This is a genomic window from Sphingomonas sp. BK036, assembly GCF_004216825.1.
In the GTDB taxonomy this organism is placed as follows: Bacteria; Pseudomonadota; Alphaproteobacteria; order Sphingomonadales; family Sphingomonadaceae; genus Sphingomonas.
Genome location: NZ_SGXR01000003.1, coordinates 798,735 through 816,979, shown reverse-complemented (window position 1 = coordinate 816,979; position 18,245 = coordinate 798,735). Strand labels below are relative to the sequence as shown.

The window sequence follows — 18,245 nt, the reverse complement described above, 5'->3', positions numbered from 1 at the left end:
GGCCGCACCAAACCCAATCCTCCCCCGCAAGGGGGAGGTGGCAGGCGCAACTCGACGGAGGGGGAGGACAGGAAAACGCCTGTTCCGTGACCTCCCCCTCCACCGCGTACCACGGCACCTCCCTTTGGCGGGGGAGGGTCGGAAGTTTAGTTGCTGTCCGAGGAATCATCCCCGCCGCTCGTCGCGAGCAGCACGCCGACGACCAGCGCGGCCAGGATGCCGATGCTGACATAGGTCGCGGTCGGACCCTCGGCGAGCGCACTCTTGCCCGACGACGGCGTACCCGCGCGGACGGTCGTCGACTTGGCCACCGACAACGATGCGGCTGAATTGGCGGCCGATGCGATCGTCGGCGCAGTCATCATCGCCAACCCGGCAACCGCCGCGGCAACGCTCTTGAAACGGAACTTCACGATAGAGTCTCCCTGTATAGTCGCGCCATAGGTTCAGCTTCCCCGCGATTCGTCAACGCGTTTGCATGCGTTGCAACATCGTCGCGGCAATGACTTGGAACAGTCACCGGACTGCGACCACGATGTCACAATAGTCCCGTAGAAGAATGCCCAAGGTTAGTTTCGCGGGGGCAGGCTCATGAACGCCGTTACGACGTTTTCGCCATCTGGCATCATGGGTGCCGACATCGCCGACATCGCGGATTTCATTCATTCGCGCCCGTCCGTACCCGAACCGATCGTCGACCGGCGCCAATATCGCACGATCTGGATCTCCGACGTCCATCTCGGCACGCGCGGCTGCAACGCCGGCATGCTCAACGACTTCCTCGATCATGTCGACAGCGAGACGATGTACCTGGTCGGCGACATGATCGACGGCTGGCGGCTGAAGAAGAAATTCTACTGGCCCGACGCGCACAACGACGTGCTCTGGCGCCTGCTCAAGCGCGCCAAGCGCGGCACCCGCGTCGTCTACATCCCCGGCAATCATGACGAGGTGTTCCGCCAATATTCGGGGCTCGACTTCGGCGGCATCTCGATCCGGCGGAAAGCGATCCACGAAACCGCCGACGGCCGCCGCCTGCTCGTGCTCCACGGCGACGAGTTCGACGCGATCACGCTCGCGCACCGCTGGGTCGCGCATATCGGCGACGCCGCCTACACGATGCTGATGGGGCTCAACCGCTGGGTCAACGGCGTGCGGCGGCGGCTGGGCATGCCCTATTGGTCGCTGTCGAAGCACGCGAAAGCCAAGGTCAAGAACGCGGTCGCCTTCATCTCGCACTTCGAGGAGGTGGTCGCGCACGCGGCGGGCGTCCGCGGTGTCGAGGGCGTCGTCTGCGGCCACATCCACACCGCCGAAATGCGCGAGATCGCCGGCATCGCCTATTACAATGACGGCGACTGGGTCGAAGGCTGCACCGCGCTGGTCGAGCATTTCGACGGCCGCATGGAGCTGCTCCACTGGGCCGACGAGATCGCCGCACGCGAACAGGACAAGGTCGTAACGCTAGCCGCCTGATGAAACCCTCTCCCCCGCGGGGAGAGGGCAAGCCGCGTCAGCGGCGCGGGTGAGGGCAAGTCCACGACGCGAATGACTGCGTGCCATCCCGCGTCTCGCTGGGGTGAAGGTTCGAGAAAAGGAATCACCGATGCGTATCGCAATCGTCACCGACGCCTGGAGCCCGCAAGTCAACGGCGTCGTCCGCACGCTGCAGGCGGTCCAGCGCGAACTGGAATCGATCGGCCATCAGGTTCTCGTGGTCTCGCCCGAACGCTTCGCCTCGGTGCCGTGCCCGACCTATCCCGAGATCCGCCTCGCCTTCGCACGGTCCGGCGCGGTCGGCCGCATGCTCGCTGCGTTCGGCCCCGACGCGATCCACCTCGCGACCGAGGGCCCGGTCTGCCTCGCCGCGCGCACCTGGTGCCTCGCCCGCGCGCTGCCCTTCACCAGCGCCTATCACACGCAATTTCCCGATTACGTCGCCGCGCGCACCGGCGCGAACCCCGAATGGATCTGGCGCTATATCCGCTGGTTCCACCGCCCCGCGCAGTCGATCCTCGTCTCCACCCCCTCGGTCGCCAAGACGCTTGTCGACCAGGGCCTGCCCCAGGTCCGCGAATGGGGCAGGGGGATCGACTTCGCGCAGTTCGGGCTCGACGGCGCGCGCGATCCGCAGATCGCGGCGCTGCCCGGCCCGGTCCTGCTCTATGTCGGGCGAGTCGCGGTCGAGAAGAATGTCGAAGCGTTCCTCGCCTCCAAACATCCCGGTACCAAGGTCGTGGTCGGCGATGGCCCGGCCCGCGTCTCGCTCGCGCGCCGCTTTCCCAACGCCGTCTTTCTCGGCCAGCGCTCGGGGCTCGATCTTGCGGCGGCTTATCGCACCGCCGACGTGCTCGTCTTCCCCAGTCGCACCGACACGTTCGGGCTGGTCATGATCGAGGCGCTGGCCTGCGGCACGCCGGTCGCGGCCTATCCCGTCACCGGCCCGATCGACGTCCTCGACGATCGCGTCGGCGCGATGGACGCCGATCTCGATGTCGCGATCGCCGCCGCGCTCACCCGCGGCAGCGTCACCTGCGCCGCGTATGCCGCCCGCTACAGCTGGCCCGCGAGCGCCCGACAGTTCCTGCACGCACTCGTTCCGCTCGACAGGAAGCTCATGGCGGCCTGATGCTTGTTCGCTTGCCTGTTAGGCCCGCGCGCAGTAAGTCTCTCTCATGTCAGGCCGCTCCGAAAGGGGCGGCCCTTTCTATTTTTACGGAGTTTCCGCCGTGGCCCAGCCGCTCATGCCCCACGCGACCGCCGCCTGGATGGTCGATAATACTGCGCTTAGCTTTGAGCAGATCGCGGACTTTTGCGGCCTGCACATTCTCGAAATCCAGGCGATCGCCGACGACACGACCTCGACCAAGCTCACCGGTCGCGATCCCGTCCGCGCCCATGAGGTCACGCAGGACGAGATCGACAAGGGTGCCGCCGATCCCGATTACCAGCTCAAGATGATCAAGGGCCCCGAGCAGGTCCGCCGCACCAAGGGCCCGCGCTACACGCCGGTCTCGAAGCGTCAGGACAAGCCCGACGGCATTTCGTGGATCATTCGCAATCATCCCGAGATCACCGACGGCGCGATCTCGCTGCTGATCGGCACGACTCGCACGACGATCGCCGCGATCCGCGACCGCAGCCACTGGAACATCGCCAACATCACGCCGAAGGATCCGGTCACGCTCGGCCTGACCTCGCAGCGCGAGCTCGACGCGGCGGTGGCCAAGGCCGCCAAGGCGGCGGGCATGGAAGCCCCCACCGACACGCGCCTCGAAGGCGACCGCGAGGCGCTGCTCGAACAGCTCCGCAACGAGCGTACCCAGGCAGCGGCCGACGCGCAGTTCGTGGCGGACGGCGGCGTCCTCCCCGTCAAGCCGCTGTTCGACGACCCCTTCAAGCGCTGAGCGTCTTTCCCCTCCCGCAAGCGGGAGGGGGTAGGCGTGGCCCAGCGCGCGCGTCCCACGATACGACGCAGATACGCGCTAAGCCCGCACGCGAAGCGGATGGATGACCGCAAACCCTTCCCACCGTCATCCTGACGAAAGTCAGGACCCAGGGTAACGCGCGTTGACGCTGCTGGCTCTGGGTCCTGACTTTCGTCAGGATGACGACGTGGCGCGGGTCATCCCCGCCAGCACACTATCTCCCAGCGCTTCCGGTTGCTAACTGCAACCGATGTCAACGCCCTCCGAGATGTTCGCACCGACCACCCACAAGGGCCTGACCTACCCGTTCGGCGGCGCAGAGCCGGCAAGCGGCGGCACGATGCAGGTCGCCCCCGGTATCGACTGGGTCCGCCTCCATATCCCCGGCCCGCTGAAGCACGTGAACTGCTGGCTGCTCGCCGATGGCGACGGCGACGCGCTCGTCGACACCGGCATGAACACGGCCCCCGCACGCGACGCCTGGAAGGCCGTGTTCGCAGGCCCCAAGGCCGGCGTCCGCATCACGCAAATGATCGGCACGCACTTCCACCCCGATCATATCGGCCTCGCCGGCTGGATGTGCGATCACCACGCCGCGCCGCTGATCATGACGCGAGCCGAATGGCTGACCGCACGCATGCTCGCCGCCGACGCGCGCGACTCGGTCCCGCCCGAGATGCTCGCCTTCTGGCACGCCGCAGGCTGGGACGCCGCGCAGATCGACCACGCCACCGCCAAGGGCTGGGCCGGCTTCCGAAAAATTATCACGCCGCTTTCCCTCGGCTACACCCGCATCGAGGACGGCGACACGCTCACGATCGGCGCCCGCGACTGGCGGGTCGTCACCGGCTCCGGCCACAGCCCCGAACATGCGTGCTTGTTCGACGAGGCCGGCGGCATCCTCATAGCCGGCGACCAGGTCCTCCCGCGGATCAGCCCCAACGTCTCGCTCGGCGTCACCGAACCGGGCGCCGACCCGCTGGGGGAATGGTTCGCCTCGATCGCCAGGCTGAAGACGCTCCCCGCCGACCTGCTCGTCCTCCCCGGCCACGGCGACCCGTTCACCGGTCTCCACACGCGCCTCGACGCGATGGACCGCGAACACCGCGAGCGACTCGACGAACTCGCCGTCTTCCTCGCCGAGCCCCGCCGCGCGGTCGACTGTTTCGGCCGCCTCTTCCGCCGCGCGATCGGCCCCGACGTTCTCGGCATGGCGACCGGCGAGGCGCTCGCGCATCTCCGCCGCCTAGAGGTCGAGAGCCGCGCCGCGCGCGAAACGCACGATGGCGTGTGGTGGTGGCGCGCGACCTGAGCTAGCATGCGGCCAAATACAAGAGGATAGGCCCATGTGCGACGAGCATACCGCAGACGATAACGAAGCCTATCTGGCGGGCGTCTCGCGCCGCCAGTTCGGTGTGATGACCGGCGCGATGGGGCTGACGATGCTGCTCCCCGCCCCCGCCAACGCCGCGGTCATCAAGGGCCGCGACGTGTCGATCACCACCCCCGACGGCAAGGCCGACGCCTATTTCGTCGCGCCCGCCACCGGCAAGCACCCCGGCGTGCTCGTCTGGCCCGACGTGATGGGCCTGCGCCCCGCCTTCCGCCAGATGGCCGACCGGCTCGCGCAATCGGGCTATGCCGTGCTCGTCGTCAACCAGTTCTACCGCTCGACCAAGGCGCCGTTCCTGAAGCCCGGCGAATCCTACGACCAGCCCGCGGTCCGCGCGCGCATTGCGCCGTTCCGCGACGCGCTCACCGCCGACGGCACGGTCCGTGACGCGAAAGCCTTCACCACCTTTATCGACGCGCAACCGCAGACCGATCGCAAGCGCGGGCTGGCCACCACCGGCTATTGCATGGGCGGCCCGATGGTCCTGCGCACCGCGGCCGCAGTCTCGAACCGCATCCGCGCGGGCGCCACCTTCCACGGCGGCGGCTTCGTCACCGACACGCCCGACAGCCCGCATCTGCTGATCCCGCAGATGAAGGGCCGCTACCTCATTGCGATCGCCGCCAACGACGACGCCCGCGCCCCCACCGAGAAGGACACGCTGCGCACCGCCTTCGCCGCGGCGAAACTGCCCGCCGAGATCGAGGTCTATGCCGGCACGATGCATGGCTGGTGCCCGCCCGACTCGAAGGTCTACAACGCAGCCCAGGCGAACAAGGCCTGGGCGCGGATGCTGGCCCTGTTCGACAAGGCGCTGGTGTAAAGCTCGCGCTTGTAAAACCGTCATCCTGACGAAAGTCAGGATCCAGAGCCAAGCGCGGTATCGTTCTTGGCTCTAGGCCCTGGGTCGAGCCCAGGATGACGGACGTTCGCACTGCAGGCTTCAGCCGCGCGCGCTCTTGACCACGCCATCCCTCCATGAGACCTTCGTTCGCGATCCGTTCTCAAGGAGAGTCGCGTGACGCTGACCCTGTACACCAACCCGATGTCGCGAGGCCGGATCGCGCGGTGGATGCTCGAAGAGGTCGATGAGGAGTATGAAACGGTCATCCTCGACTATGACACGACGATGAAGGCCGAGCCGTATCTGTCGATCAACCCGATGGCCAAGGTTCCGGCGATCGTCCACAACCACAAGATCGTGACCGAATGCGCCGCGATCTGCGCCTATCTCGCCGAGGCGTTCCCCGACGCCGAACTCGCCCCCCGCGACGAGGAACGCGCCGATTATTACCGCTGGCTGTTCTTTGCCGCGGGCCCGGTCGAGGCCGCAACCGGCAACCGCGCGCTCGGCGTCGTGCCCGATGCCGCGCAACAACGGATGATCGGCTATGGCAGCTTCGAGCGCGTGATGGACGTGCTCGAACAGGCGGTCGCCGCACACCCCTATATCGCCGGCGCGCGGTTCACCGCCGCCGACGTCTATGTCGGATCGCAGGTGATCTGGGGCATGCAGTTCGGCTGGCTCCCGAAACGCGCCGCGTTCGTGGCATATGCCGCAAACCTGACGAACCGCGCCGCCTATCTACGCGCCGCCGCCCTCGATGACGCAGCGATGGCTACAGCCGCGTAGGACGCACGGGTTGCGCTTGTCGAGTGAGTGGGCACAGCCCGGACGAGCATGCGGCCGCCCGCCGCTACGCCAGCCCCACCCAACCCCGTCATCCTGACGAAAGTCAGGATCCAGAGCCACGGGCGCTGGCAGTTGGTATCCTGGATCCTGACCTGCGTCAGGATGACGGGAGGTGGGGGGTGGCGCGCCGGGTGTCCCGATCATCAGTCGACGCGAAAAGCACGAGTGCAACGCTGCTCAAGTAAACATACCCAATCGGTCGAGCACCCGATCGGCGGCCACTACGCCAACCTCACCTAACCCCGTCATCCTGACGAAAGTCAGGACCCAGAGCCACGGACGCTGCGGTCGGTATCCTGGGTCCTGACGTTCGTCAGGATGACGGAAGGTTGGGGGTGGAGCGCCGGATGTACCGACCATCAGTCGACGGTAAAAACACGAGTGCAACGCGGTTCAAGAAAACCACCCAGCCGGTCGAGCACCCGATCGACAGCCCCAACGCCAACCCCAACACCCCCGTCATCCTGACGAAAATCAGGATCCAGAGCCCCGCGCGCTGGCGGTTGCTACCCCGGAACCAAATCTCGTCAGGATGACGGCAAGTCGGGCATCGAAGTCGAACGCATTGACCATCGCCCGACCCAGGCAGCAGCCCGGCAACCCCGATCAAACAAACGTCCGTGGCCGGCCCAAAACCCGCCCCGCACCCGTCAACAAACGATCAGGCCGCCCATTTCGCCAGCCAGTCGGCCAGCGCCTGCGGTCCCATCGAGCGCGCATCCGCGAGTTCCGTCTCATGCCCCGCGTTCAGCAACCGGTTGCTGCGCGGATCGACCACCAGCACGGCAGGCACGCCCTTCAGCCGCCCCTTGACGCCATAGCGAGCCGCGATCTGGCCGTTCTTGTCGAACCGGCCGATATCGACCGTGACGACGACGAACTTGCTGTCGACGAACCGCTTCATCTCGGGAAGGTCGATCGTCCCCGCGAGCAGCCGGCAATCGAGGCACCAGTTGCCGCCGAGATCGATCAGCAACCGCTTGTGCGACCGTACCGCACGCGCGCGCGCCGCGGCGACCTGTGCATCGGCATTCGCCTTCTCGTCATAGGGCAGCGGCAGCGGAGTCGGCAGCCGGTCGAAGCTGGTCGTGCTGATCCGCGGTGCCGAGACCGCGCCGCGCGGCGCAGCAGGCGCTGCAACGGCAGTCGCGAGCAGCGCGAGCGTGGCAAGGTGCTTGATCGATATCATTCATATCCTCCGATGACGGCATTGAGGAAGCTCGGGAACGGCCCGTTCCAGCCGTCATCAGCCGCCGGATTGACCGGCTCGCGACGGCCACGGTTCGCTTCACCACGGTTCGCTTCACCCTGAGCCGCACGGACGGGCTCGGCACGCGGCGCGTCCTGCGGCGCGGCCTTGGGGCGTACCGGCTCGGCGGGCACGGTCACGAAGCGCGGCGCTGCAACCGGAGCGGGCGCGGGGGCAGGAGCGTGGGCAGGCGCCACCCGAACCGGCTCCACCGGAGTCGCAACCGGCGCCGCCACGACGGCACGCGCCGGCACGATCGCCGCGACCGGCTCGTCGATCGGCGTACGCTGCCACCGCGAGCGCTTAACCTCCACTACAGGCTCCGCAGCAACCGGCTCGGCCGCAGCGGCCAGCACCTCGGCGACGATCGCCGGCGCGACCGTATCGGCGCGCGGGGCACGACGGTGCCGCGACCGCTCGCGACGCGGCGCCTGCGCGTCGTCCTCGACGACGGGCGCGGGCGCGGCGGTCTTGGCCTCGCCACCCATGCTCAGCCGCTCGATCGTCTGGCCGGTCAGCTTCTCGATATTCTGGATGTTCTCGGAATCGTCGGGCGCCACGAACGTGTAGGCGGTGCCGCTCGCGCCGGCGCGGCCGGTGCGGCCGATCCGGTGGACGTAATCGTCGGGATGCCACGGCGCGTCATAGTTGAACACCGTCGACACGCCCTTGATGTCGAGCCCGCGCGCCGCGACGTCCGACGCGACGAGGATCGTCACCGCGCCCGTCTTGAACAGCTCCAGCTCGGCGAGCCGCTGCGGCTGTTCCATGTCGCCGTGAATCTCGCCCGACTTGTAGCCCGCCTGCTTCAGCACCTTGTTCAGGTCGCGCACCGTCGTCTTGCGATTGCAGAAGATGATCGCGTTGGTCACCTCTTCCTGCGCGAGGATGCGGCGCAGCGTCTCGCGCTTGGCGGTCTGGCTCGGCACCGGCACCAGATACTGCTTGATGTTGAGGTTGGTCGACGCCGGGCGCGACACCTCGATCGTCTTGGGATTGGTCAGGAACTTGTCCGCCAGCTTCTTGATCGGCGGCGGCATCGTCGCCGAGAACAGCAGCGTCTGGCGCTGCTTGGGCAGCTTGGTGCAGATTTCCTCGATGTCGGGGATGAAGCCCATGTCGAGCATCCGGTCCGCCTCGTCGATCACCAGCAGCGAACAGCCGTTGAGCATGATCTTGCCGCGTCCGAACAGGTCCATCAGCCGGCCCGGCGTCGCGATCAGGACGTCGACGCCCTTTTCCAGCGCGGCGAGCTGGTCGCCCATCGACACGCCACCGATCAGCAGCGCCATCGAGAGGTGCGAATTGACGCCGTATTTCTCGAAATTCTCCGCCACCTGCGCGGCGAGTTCGCGCGTCGGCTCGAGAATGAGCGAACGCGGCATCCGCGCGCGGCTGCGGCCATGCGCCAGGATGTCGATCATCGGCAGCACGAACGACGCCGTCTTGCCGGTGCCCGTCTGGGCAATGCCGATGATGTCGCGCATCATCAGCACGGACGGGATCGCACCGGCCTGGATCGGGGTCGGCTCGGTATAGCCGGAGTCGGTGACTGCCTTCAGCAGTTCGTCGGAGAGGCCGAGATCGGCAAAACTCATGCAAATGTCCGGTAAATGGAGGGTGAAATGCACTGCCCTCAAGCGTTCCGGCGCTCGCCGATTTGTCGACAAATGTCAAGGAAACGTCGGTAGATTGACGCTGAAGTGGATGCAGCGGCGCATTCTGCGGCGCGGCCAGTCCTGATCGTGCCCAGTCCAGCCCCCGTCATCCTGATGCAGCCCACTGCCAGTTCCGTCATCCTGACGAAAGTCAGGATCCAGAGCCACGTGCGTCAGCGTTGGTTACCCTGGATCCTGACTTTCGTCAGGATGACGGGAAGAAGATGTAAAGTGCAGGCGCCCGTACTGCCGCAGATGCCGCACGCCATCCTTCTCCAACACTGCCCGCCGCTACTTCTTCGGCCGCAAGCTCTTGAACGCATCGATCTCGCAGCGCGCGCCCGATCGCATCCGGATCGCGTCGCGGCCTTTGCAGATCTGCCCGTCGGGCCCCGGCCGCAGGTAGAAGCCCGAATAATAATCGAGCGGCTTGCAGTCGCCGTCGAGCCGCGCGCGCAGGCGCGTCGTATCGTCCATCACCAGATCGACCGCGCCGTCCTTGTTGAGCATCGCGCCAGCGATCGCGGCGACCGCGATGCATTTGGGGCCCTTATGCTCCTTCCATTCCCGCGGCGGCGCGTAGGTGCGCGCGGGCATCCGGCTCATCCGCGGCACGCGGATGATGATGCGTTCGTGGATCGATACCTGCGCGATCTGCAGGCGGTCGAGCGCGACTCCTGGCTGCGGGACATCGCGCATCGCCGCAGCGAAAGGGCTCGCGAGCGCGAGCAGGGTGGCGGGAATCGCGGGATGGATCATGCTGACGTAACCGTTAGGGCCAATCGTTGAACGCGCGATGAATTTTGTCTAGCACATCGACCGTGCCCGAAAATCAGACAGCAACCCTGACATCTTCGCAAGCCGCGATGCTGTCCGCACTCGCGCCGCTGCTCGACGCCAAGGCGATCGTCACCGACCCCGCGGACATCGATCCCTGGTTGCACGACTGGCGCGGCCGGTTCCACGGCGCGGCGCCCGCGATGCTCGCGCCCGGCTCGACCGCCGAGGTCGCGCTGATCGTCAAGGCCGCCGCCGCGCACCGCGTGCCGCTCGTCGCGCAGGGCGGCAACACCTCGATGGTCGGCGGTGCGACCGCACCCGCGGATGGGCGTGCGCTGATCCTGTCGCTGCGCCGGATGAACCGCATCCGCCGCCTCGATGCCGATGCCGGGCTCGCGATCGCCGAGGCGGGCGTGATCCTCGCCGAGCTCGACGGCGCGGCGCACGGGCAGGGATGGCGCTTCCCGCTGACGCTCGGCGCACGCGGGACCGCGACGATCGGCGGGCTCGTCTCGACCAATGCGGGTGGTACGCAGGTGCTCAAGTTCGGCACGATGCGCGGGCTCGTAGCGGGCGTCGAGGCGGTGCTGGCGGATGGCAGCATCCATGACGGCCTGTCCGCGCTCAAGAAGGACAATCGCGGCTATGACCTCGATCAGCTGTTCATCGGCGCGGAGGGGACGCTCGCGATCGTGACCGCCGCCACGCTGCGGCTCGCGCCCGCGATCGCCGCGCGCGGCACCGCCTGGGTCGGCATCGACTCCCCGAAGGCGGCGCTGCGGCTCCTGCGCAGGATGCAGGCGCGGACCGACGCGATCGAGAGCTTCGAGATCCTCCCCGCCGAATCGCTCGACGCAGCGATCGCGCACCTCCCCGACGCCCGCGCGCCGCTTGCCGGCCGGCACCCCTGGCATCTCCTGATCGAGGCGACCTCGCCGACCACCGCGGGCGAGTCCCCGTCCGCGCTGCTCGAACGGCTGCTCGGCGACGCGCTCGCCGATGGCGCGCTCGCGGATGCGACGATCGCGGCGAGCGAGGCCCAGTCGGCGGCGTTCTGGCTGCTCCGCGATTCGCTGTCCGCGGCCGAGCGCGCGCTGGGCCCCGCGACGCAGCACGACATCTCGATCCCCGTCGAGACGATGCCGGACTTCATGATCGAGGCGGCGGCGGCGTGCGATGCGCGCTTCCCCGGCACGCATGCGAGCGGGTTCGGGCATCTCGGCGACGGCAACGTCCATTTCCACGTCCGCGCCGCGCCCGGCACCGACCCCGCGCGCTGGTATGCCGAGGATGCGCCGGTCGTCACCCGCTTCGTCGGCGATCTGGTGACGGCGGCGGGCGGGTCGATCTCCGCCGAGCACGGCATCGGCCAGATGAAGCGCGACGAGCTCGAACGGCTGTCGTCGCCCGCGCGGATGACCGCGCTCCGCGCGATCAAGGCCGCGCTCGATCCGCTCGGCATCCTCAACCCGGGCAAGCTCGTCACACTTGCACGCCCGCCCGGCGCACCATAGAGCCTCGCCCCAATCGGTGGCACCAGCCACCGGCGTTTGAACGACCGATCCGGAGAGTAACATGGCCAGCACCGCGCAGCTTCCGCTTTTCTACAATGGCCTCGAGCCGCTCTCGAGCGATACGCACGCCAACTACAAGGTCCGCCCGCAGGACAGCGCGCCGTTCCTGGTCGGCCAGCACGCCATTCCGATCACCGTCGACGAGTTTCCGCTGGTCCAGCGCCACATGCCGATCGTGTTCTCGACCGGCGACGACGCGATCCCGCTCGCGCTGATGGGCCTGAACGAGGGCGTCAACGTGTTCGTCGGCGACGACGGCAAGCTGACCGAGAGCACCTTCTACGTGCCCGCCTATGTCCGTCGCTACCCGTACATGCTCGCCCGCCTGCACCCCGATGCGCAGGAGCTGTCGCTCTGCTTCGATCCGACCTCGCCGACGCTGGGTGAGTTCGAGGACGGCGATGCGCTGTTCGAGAACGGCCAGCCGACCGAGCTGACCAAGAACATCCTCGGCTTCAACGAATCGTTCGAACAGGCCGGCGCGCGCACGCAGAACTTCATGAACGAGCTGCGCGAGCTCGAACTGCTGATGGACGGCGAAGTCACGATCCAGCCCGACGGCGCCGAGCAGCCCTTCGTCTATCGCGGCTTCCAGATGATCAACGAAGAGAAGCTGGTCGACCTGCGCGGCGATGCGCTGCGCAAGATGAGCAAGTCGGGCATGCTCCCGCTGCTCTACGCGCACCTGTTCTCGCTGTCGCTGATGCGCGACATCTTCGCGCGCCAGGTCCAGCTCGGTCAGGCGCCGCAGCAGCAGATGCCCGCCCCCGCGCCGTTCAACGTCTGATCGCGCTTTTTCGGGACCGCTAGCGAAGGAATAGGCATGGCAGCGCAGGATCGTCCGGATCGCTACTCGAGCGTAGCGATCTGGTTTCACTGGACGATCGCGCTGCTGATCATCCTCAACCTGGCGGTCGGGTTGCTGCACGACTCGATTCCCGCGCTGCGCAGCTGGATGGGCGCGCACAAGGCTCTCGGCCTGGCGATCCTCGCGCTGACGGTCGCGCGGATCGCATGGCGGCTGGCGCATCGCCCGCCGCCGCTGCCGCTGCGCACGCCGATGTGGGAGCGGGTCCTCGCGCATGGCTCGCACACGCTGCTCTACGTCCTGATGCTCGCGCTCCCGGTCACCGGCTGGCTCATGGTATCAGGCGGCAAGCCGGGCGGCACCGACTGGTTCGGCCTGTTCGCCGTTCCCAACCTGCCCGTGTCGAAGGCGACCGGGCATTTCGGTCACGAGGCGCATGAACTGCTCGGCTGGGTGATGCTCGCGCTGGTCGTGCTGCACATTGCGGCCGCGCTGCGGCATCATGTGCTGCTGCGCGACCCCGTTCTGACCCGGATCGCGCCCGTGCTGGATCGCCGCTGAAACCGCGATCGGAGCCTGCTCCCGACAGCGCCCGAAAAAAAATCGGCGTGTGGTGCAACAAGGGTTGAACCAAATCGGGTCTCACCCATTTAGATCCTGTACGGCATCGTGTCCCCCCCTTTCGCGGCGCCGTACGGTACGCTTCTAGCGTACCTCCTCCCTGAACCTAGGCCACTCCGTGCTCAGCACGGGGTGGTTTTTTTTGGCCCCGCGCGAACGCGACGCCAAAAAAAACCTCCCCCCGGCAGGGGGAGGTGGCAGCCGTCAGCCTGACGGAGGGTGGCGCCGCGCTTCGGCAACGGCCACCCCGACCGCGCTCAAGTCTCCGCGTCGCTTTCCGTCTGTCCCAGCCGCTGCTCGGTCAGGATCTGCCACCCGGCGAGGAACAGCGCCGCGACCACCGGGCCGACGACGATCCCGCTCAGCCCGCAAAGCTCGATTCCGCCCAGCGTCGTCACCAGCACGACGAAGTCGGGGATCCCCGTATCGCGACCGACCAGGATCGGGCGGAGGATATTGTCCGCAAGCCCGATCACGACGACGCCCGACACGACCACCGCGATACCCTGCCAGATTGCGCCCGTCGCCAGCAGGTAGACCGCGACCGGCACCCAGACGATCGCCGGCCCCAGCGCGGGCAGCAGCGACGTCAGCGCCATCAGCAGGCCCCACAGCAACGCCGCGGGTACGCCGACCAGCCAGAAGGTGATCGCGCCGAGCCCGCCCTGGACGAGCCCGACGATCACCGAACCCTTGATCGTCGCGCGCACGACCGCGACGAACTTGTCGACCAGCCGCTGAGTCACCGACGGCTCGAGCGGCAGCGACCGGCACAGCGCCGGCCCGATCCGGTCGCCGTCGCGCAGCAGGAAGAACGTCACGTACAGCGCGATGCCGAACGCCAGCAGGAACGCGAACGCATTGCGCCCGATCGACAGCGCCTGGCCGGCGATCGTCCGGACACTGTTGCCCAGCGCATCGGATACGCGAGTCTGCAGCCGCTCGAAACTGTCGATCCCGGACTTGTCGACCAGCATCTGCAACCGGTCGGGCAATGCATCATGGATTTGCTTGAAATAGGCGGAGAAATTGATCTGCCCGCCCTGCATGCTGCTGTACACGGAGGTCGCCTGGTCGATCATCATGCTCGCGATCACCAGCGTCGGCACGACGACCGCGATGAAGATGATCAGCATCGCCAGCGACGCGGCGAGGTTGCGCTTGCCGGGATGGCGCGCCAGCAGCCGCTGGTAGAGCGGCTGGAACAGGATCGCGGCGAGCGCGCTCCACAGCAACGCCGCGGCAAAGGACGATACCACCGCGCCAAAGGCGATGGTGATGATCGTCAGGAAGACGAGAAATCCCCCGGTCTCGATACGGCCCCTGTAAGTCATGTCGCGCAACCCGTTCCACCGATCCGGTCGACCAGCCCGGTGTCGCCGTCTCGCATCACTATAGAAAAATCCCCCCGGTTTCACCCGGGGGGAGGATCATCAACGCAGCTTCTCGCTACCGTTGACCAGTGCCGCCTTCTCGCCGGCTGGCATCGCCTGCGCGTTCACGTCGGCATCGTCGATCGCGTCGGCCTGCTGGTCGCCGCTCTCGCGCACGGCCTTGGCCTGGTCTTCCAGGTTGTCGGCGGTCGCCTCGAGCGCGTCGGCGCGGTTGTCCGCGGCGCCCTCGACCTGGCTGCCCAGCTTGTCGTCGCCCTTGCCGCCGCATGCAGCGAGCGGAACGGTCAGCGCGGCCATCATCAGCGCTACGGTCAGTTTCTTCATGATCGGTATCCTGTAGTTGTGGTGACGACGCAAACCGTCACGCCCACGTAACGGTTCCCGACGCAGCGATCCTGTTGATTGAGTGTGATCTTTTTACACCACGGCTCAGCGCGGCGCGGCCTTTCGCTCGAACCAGAAACCGCCCTCGACCAGGTAGACGAGCGCCAGCGCCCCCAGCCCGATGCCGAGATAGCCGATCGCGAGCGGGAAGGTGGACCCGTCATAGGCCTGTCCGATCAGCGATCCGACCACCACCGCGCCGACGCTGGTGATGAAGCCCTGCACCGACGACGCGGTCCCCGCGATATGCCCGACCGGCTCCATCGCCATCGCGCCGAAATTCGATCCGCACAGGCCGATGCACGTCATGCTGAGCGCCTGCAGCGCGATATAGCTCCACAGCGTCTCGACGCCCGCGGCGATGACCGCGAGGTGGATCAGCGACACCAGGATGAGGACGAACACCCCCGCCTGCGAGATCAGCCGCGTGCCGAGCCGTTCGACCAGCCGGCTGTTCGCGAACGAGGCGACGGCCATCGCGAACGCGCAGATCGCGAACAGGATCGTGAACCGGTCGCCCGCGCCGAACTCGTCGACGAAGATCTGCTGCGCCGACGATACGAATGCGATGATCCCGCCGAACGTCAGCGAGGCGGCGGTCGCATAGCCGATCGAGTAGCGGTTGGTCAGCGTCAGCCGGTACGCGGCGCGCAGCGACGTCAGCGATATCGCGACGCGGCGCTCGATCGCCAGCGTCTCGGGCAGGCGCAGTGCCGACCAGGCGAGCACGAACGCGGCAAACCCGGCCAGCGCGTAGAAGATGAACCGCCACGGTCCGATCCCCAGCAGCACCTGCCCGATGCTCGGCGCGAGGATCGGCACGAGGAAGAAGATCATCTGCGCCAGCGACACCGTCTTGGCCATCTGCCGCCCCGAATACCGGTCGCGGACGATCGCGACGGCCAGCACGCGAGTCGATGCCGACATCAGCCCTTGCAGGATCCGCGCGCAGATCAGCGCGGTGAAGGTCGCCGAACTCGCCGCGAAGATGCTCGCGCCGACAAAGCCGACCAGCGTGACGAGCAGGATCGGACGCCGGCCATAGCGATCGGCGAGCGGACCATAGGCCAGCTGGCCGATCCCGAACCCGAACACATAGGCGGTGACGATCCACTGCCGCGAATTGGCGGTGGCGGCATGGAGCTCGGCCCCGATCGCGGGCAGCGCCGGGAGCATCAGGTCGACCCCGAGCGCGTTGACCGCCATGATCGCGGCGATGAAGGCGACGAACTCGCGACGACCAAGGGCGAACGGGGTAGGCGATTGCGTCATGCCTGCGCGCCTACCGCCTTATGCTGCACCGCGCCATAATCGATCGCCCGCAAATCCTCCCCCGCCAGGGGGAGGTGGCGCCGAAGGCGACGGAGGGGGAGGGCACGCAACACCGGCCAGTTTCCACCGCCCTCCTCCCAAACCCGTGCTACCCCGCGTCGGGCGTATCGCTGCGGACCAGTTCGACGATATCGACCGCATGGCTCTTCCACCCGCGCGTCGCCGCCGCGTCGACCGCGAGAGTCTTGGTCCGCTTCGCCTCGGCGAGCGATTTGCTGTGGCCCCAGAAGACCTCGGTCTTGCCGTTGGCGAGCACCGCGACGATCCGCCAGTAATGCGTCAGGTCGAGCGCGGTGGGGCCGATCGTCTTGACATAGCCATCGGGCAGGACCGCGATGAGGTAGACTTTACGCTTGGCCATCGCGCGCTGCTACAGCGTCGCGACCGTCAAGGCATCCGCGAAAACGCCGCCGCCGCCCGGGGCATCATCGCCGGCGGCGGGATTCGAGCGCCGCGCAGGGATCGAATCGGCGCGTGCAGCGCTCCTCCATCATCTCCGTTCGAAGGGCCGATAATGACGACACCTGACGCTGCGCACACCCTCCCGGCCGATACGGACGCAGCCGATACGGGCCCGGCCGATACGGAAAACACGCCGCGGGGCTGGTCCGATCCGCGCGGGATCGACTTCATGGCCGCAGCCGATGTCTTCACCAAGCTCGACCTCGAACTCAAGCCCGATCCGTCGCGTACCGTGATCCGCCCGTTCAGCTTCGCCTATCCCGAGGCGTTCGACGATGGCCGGCCGTCGCGTGCGCAGGCCGTGGTCGACCGTGTCCGCGCCACCGATCCGGCGCTGCGGACCCGGATGCGCGCGCTGCTGACCGCGCCGATGCGCGAACGCCACCGCAATGCCGATCAGGTCTTCCTGCGGCGCTTTGCCGAGGTCCGCGACGAGCTCGGGGCGGGCGAGTTCGATGAGGACGAGCAGTTCCTGATCGGCGCCTATTTCAGCCAGGAATATGCGTTCGAATCGGCGGCGTTGTTCAACCCGAGCATGGTCCGGCTGCCCGACGACGCGCTCGAGGGGCAGCCGAGCGAGCCGGGGGCGGTGCGGTTCCTGCTGTCGCTGCGCGGGATCGGCGAGGGGCATATCTCGTCGGTGACGTTCCGCACCGGCGAATGGGGGCCGGGCGACCGGCTGGTGCTCGATCCGCCGAGCGCGAACGGCGTGCCGCCGCAGATCGACCGGACCGAGTCGGACTGGGTCAGGCTGCGGTGCGAGGACAGCCGCGACGTGTCCGAGACGGTGATCTTCCCCGTGCTGCCCAGCCAGCGTCAGGGGGTCGAGGATCTCCGGCTCGTCACCTTCACCGATCATGACGGCGTGCAGAGCGTCATCGGCACCTATACCGCGTTCGACGGCCGGACCGCGCGGCAGGAGATGCTGCGCGGGATCGACATGCGCACGTTCGAGATGCGCCCGCTGGCGGGATCGATGACCGGCTACAAGGGCATGGCGTTGTTCCCGCGGCGGATCGACGGGCAGTTCGTGATGCTCGGGCGGCAGGACAGCGAGAATATCTGGCTGCTGCGCTCGGACGATCTTTACACCTGGGACAGCGGCACGCCGATCATGGCGCCGAAATATCCGTGGGAATATGTCCAGCTCGGCAATTGCGGGTCGCCGCTCGAGATCGACGAGGGCTGGCTGGTCTTCACGCACGGCGTCGGCATGGTCCGCGGCTATTGCATCGGCGCGTGCCTGCTCGACAAGGCGGATCCGTCTAAGGTGCTCGCGCGGACGCCGTCGCCGTTGCTGTTCCCGTCCGCGGAGCAGCGCGGCGGCTACGTGCCCAACGTCACCTATAGCTGCGGCGGGCTACTCGACGGCCGGCGGGTGTTGCTGCCCTATGCGATCGGCGACGAATATAGCGCGTTCGCGGTCGGGACCGTCGACGACATCCTCGCCGCCATGGTCCCCGCATGAC

The 18,245-nt window shown here is 67.3% G+C and carries 18 protein-coding genes; 10 read left to right on the top strand and 8 right to left on the bottom strand.

Annotated elements, in window-relative coordinates; all coding sequences use genetic code 11:
- Window positions 1–146: 146 nt before the first annotated feature.
- A complete protein-coding gene (locus tag EV283_RS03875) occupies window positions 147–413 on the bottom strand; it encodes a hypothetical protein (protein WP_130322802.1) in 267 nt (88 codons plus the stop codon).
- A 178-nt stretch (window positions 414–591) separates the two neighbouring features.
- Between EV283_RS03875 and EV283_RS03870 the strand changes: the two genes are divergently transcribed.
- The 6 genes from EV283_RS03870 to EV283_RS03845 all read left to right on the top strand — a co-directional run bounded on the left by EV283_RS03870 (window position 592) and on the right by EV283_RS03845 (window position 6,454).
- Window positions 592–1,476, top strand: a complete 885-nt coding sequence (locus EV283_RS03870; protein WP_130322800.1) for a UDP-2,3-diacylglucosamine diphosphatase — start codon at window positions 592–594, stop codon at window positions 1,474–1,476.
- 130 nt (window positions 1,477–1,606) lie between these two features.
- Complete coding sequence (locus EV283_RS03865; protein ID WP_130322798.1) at window positions 1,607–2,629, top strand: glycosyltransferase family 1 protein; 1,023 nt, start codon at window positions 1,607–1,609, stop codon at window positions 2,627–2,629.
- A gap of 100 nt (window positions 2,630–2,729) precedes the next feature.
- Entirely contained in the window at window positions 2,730–3,407 is a 678-nt protein-coding gene (locus EV283_RS03860; protein ID WP_130322796.1) for a cell cycle transcriptional regulator TrcR, read from the top strand.
- Between the two features lie 271 nt (window positions 3,408–3,678).
- A complete protein-coding gene (locus EV283_RS03855) occupies window positions 3,679–4,740 on the top strand; it encodes an MBL fold metallo-hydrolase (RefSeq protein ID WP_130322794.1) in 1,062 nt (353 codons plus the stop codon).
- A gap of 34 nt (window positions 4,741–4,774) precedes the next feature.
- A complete protein-coding gene (locus EV283_RS03850; protein WP_130322792.1) occupies window positions 4,775–5,644 on the top strand; it encodes a dienelactone hydrolase family protein in 870 nt (289 codons plus the stop codon).
- Between the two features lie 195 nt (window positions 5,645–5,839).
- Window positions 5,840–6,454, top strand: a complete 615-nt coding sequence (locus EV283_RS03845) for a glutathione S-transferase family protein (RefSeq protein ID WP_130322790.1) — start codon at window positions 5,840–5,842, stop codon at window positions 6,452–6,454.
- A 721-nt stretch (window positions 6,455–7,175) separates the two neighbouring features.
- Here the strand turns inward: EV283_RS03845 and EV283_RS03840 are convergent.
- From EV283_RS03840 to EV283_RS03830, 3 genes are all read right to left on the bottom strand, one after another.
- Window positions 7,176–7,703 (bottom strand): thioredoxin family protein, encoded by a 528-nt coding sequence (locus tag EV283_RS03840; RefSeq protein ID WP_130322788.1) that lies wholly within the window; start codon window positions 7,701–7,703, stop codon window positions 7,176–7,178.
- Entirely contained in the window at window positions 7,700–9,361 is a 1,662-nt protein-coding gene (locus tag EV283_RS03835; protein ID WP_130322786.1) for a DEAD/DEAH box helicase, read from the bottom strand. Before EV283_RS03835 ends, EV283_RS03840 begins: the two co-directional genes overlap by 4 nt.
- 351 nt (window positions 9,362–9,712) lie before the next feature.
- Window positions 9,713–10,180 carry a hypothetical protein gene (locus EV283_RS03830; protein ID WP_130322784.1) on the bottom strand — a complete coding sequence of 156 codons (468 nt, stop codon included), beginning with the start codon at window positions 10,178–10,180 and terminating at the stop codon, window positions 9,713–9,715.
- Between the two features lie 107 nt (window positions 10,181–10,287).
- Between EV283_RS03830 and EV283_RS03825 the strand changes: the two genes are divergently transcribed.
- From EV283_RS03825 to EV283_RS03815, 3 genes are all read left to right on the top strand, one after another.
- A complete protein-coding gene (locus EV283_RS03825) occupies window positions 10,288–11,715 on the top strand; it encodes an FAD-binding oxidoreductase (RefSeq protein WP_130322782.1) in 1,428 nt (475 codons plus the stop codon).
- A gap of 61 nt (window positions 11,716–11,776) precedes the next feature.
- Window positions 11,777–12,562: a SapC family protein gene (locus EV283_RS03820; RefSeq protein ID WP_056411911.1), complete on the top strand. Its 786-nt coding sequence runs from the start codon at window positions 11,777–11,779 to the stop codon at window positions 12,560–12,562.
- Between the two features lie 36 nt (window positions 12,563–12,598).
- Window positions 12,599–13,144 (top strand): cytochrome b, encoded by a 546-nt coding sequence (locus EV283_RS03815; RefSeq protein ID WP_130322780.1) that lies wholly within the window; start codon window positions 12,599–12,601, stop codon window positions 13,142–13,144.
- 317 nt (window positions 13,145–13,461) lie between these two features.
- Here the strand turns inward: EV283_RS03815 and EV283_RS03810 are convergent, their stop codons facing one another.
- The 4 genes from EV283_RS03810 to EV283_RS03795 form a co-directional block, all read right to left on the bottom strand.
- The gene (locus tag EV283_RS03810; protein WP_130322778.1) at window positions 13,462–14,538 is read right to left on the bottom strand and encodes an AI-2E family transporter; all 1,077 of its coding nucleotides are present in this window, start codon (window positions 14,536–14,538) and stop codon (window positions 13,462–13,464) included.
- Window positions 14,539–14,637: 99 nt separating this feature from the next.
- Complete coding sequence (locus EV283_RS03805) at window positions 14,638–14,922, bottom strand: hypothetical protein (protein ID WP_107956773.1); 285 nt, start codon at window positions 14,920–14,922, stop codon at window positions 14,638–14,640.
- A 105-nt stretch (window positions 14,923–15,027) separates the two neighbouring features.
- Window positions 15,028–16,254: a multidrug effflux MFS transporter gene (locus tag EV283_RS03800; RefSeq protein ID WP_130322776.1), complete on the bottom strand. Its 1,227-nt coding sequence runs from the start codon at window positions 16,252–16,254 to the stop codon at window positions 15,028–15,030.
- A 148-nt stretch (window positions 16,255–16,402) separates the two neighbouring features.
- Window positions 16,403–16,675, bottom strand: a complete 273-nt coding sequence (locus EV283_RS03795) for a hypothetical protein (protein WP_130322774.1) — start codon at window positions 16,673–16,675, stop codon at window positions 16,403–16,405.
- Window positions 16,676–16,945: 270 nt separating this feature from the next.
- Between EV283_RS03795 and EV283_RS03790 the strand changes: the two genes are divergently transcribed.
- A complete protein-coding gene (locus EV283_RS03790) occupies window positions 16,946–18,244 on the top strand; it encodes a glycoside hydrolase family 130 protein (protein WP_130323890.1) in 1,299 nt (432 codons plus the stop codon).
- Window position 18,245 lies beyond the last annotated feature (1 nt).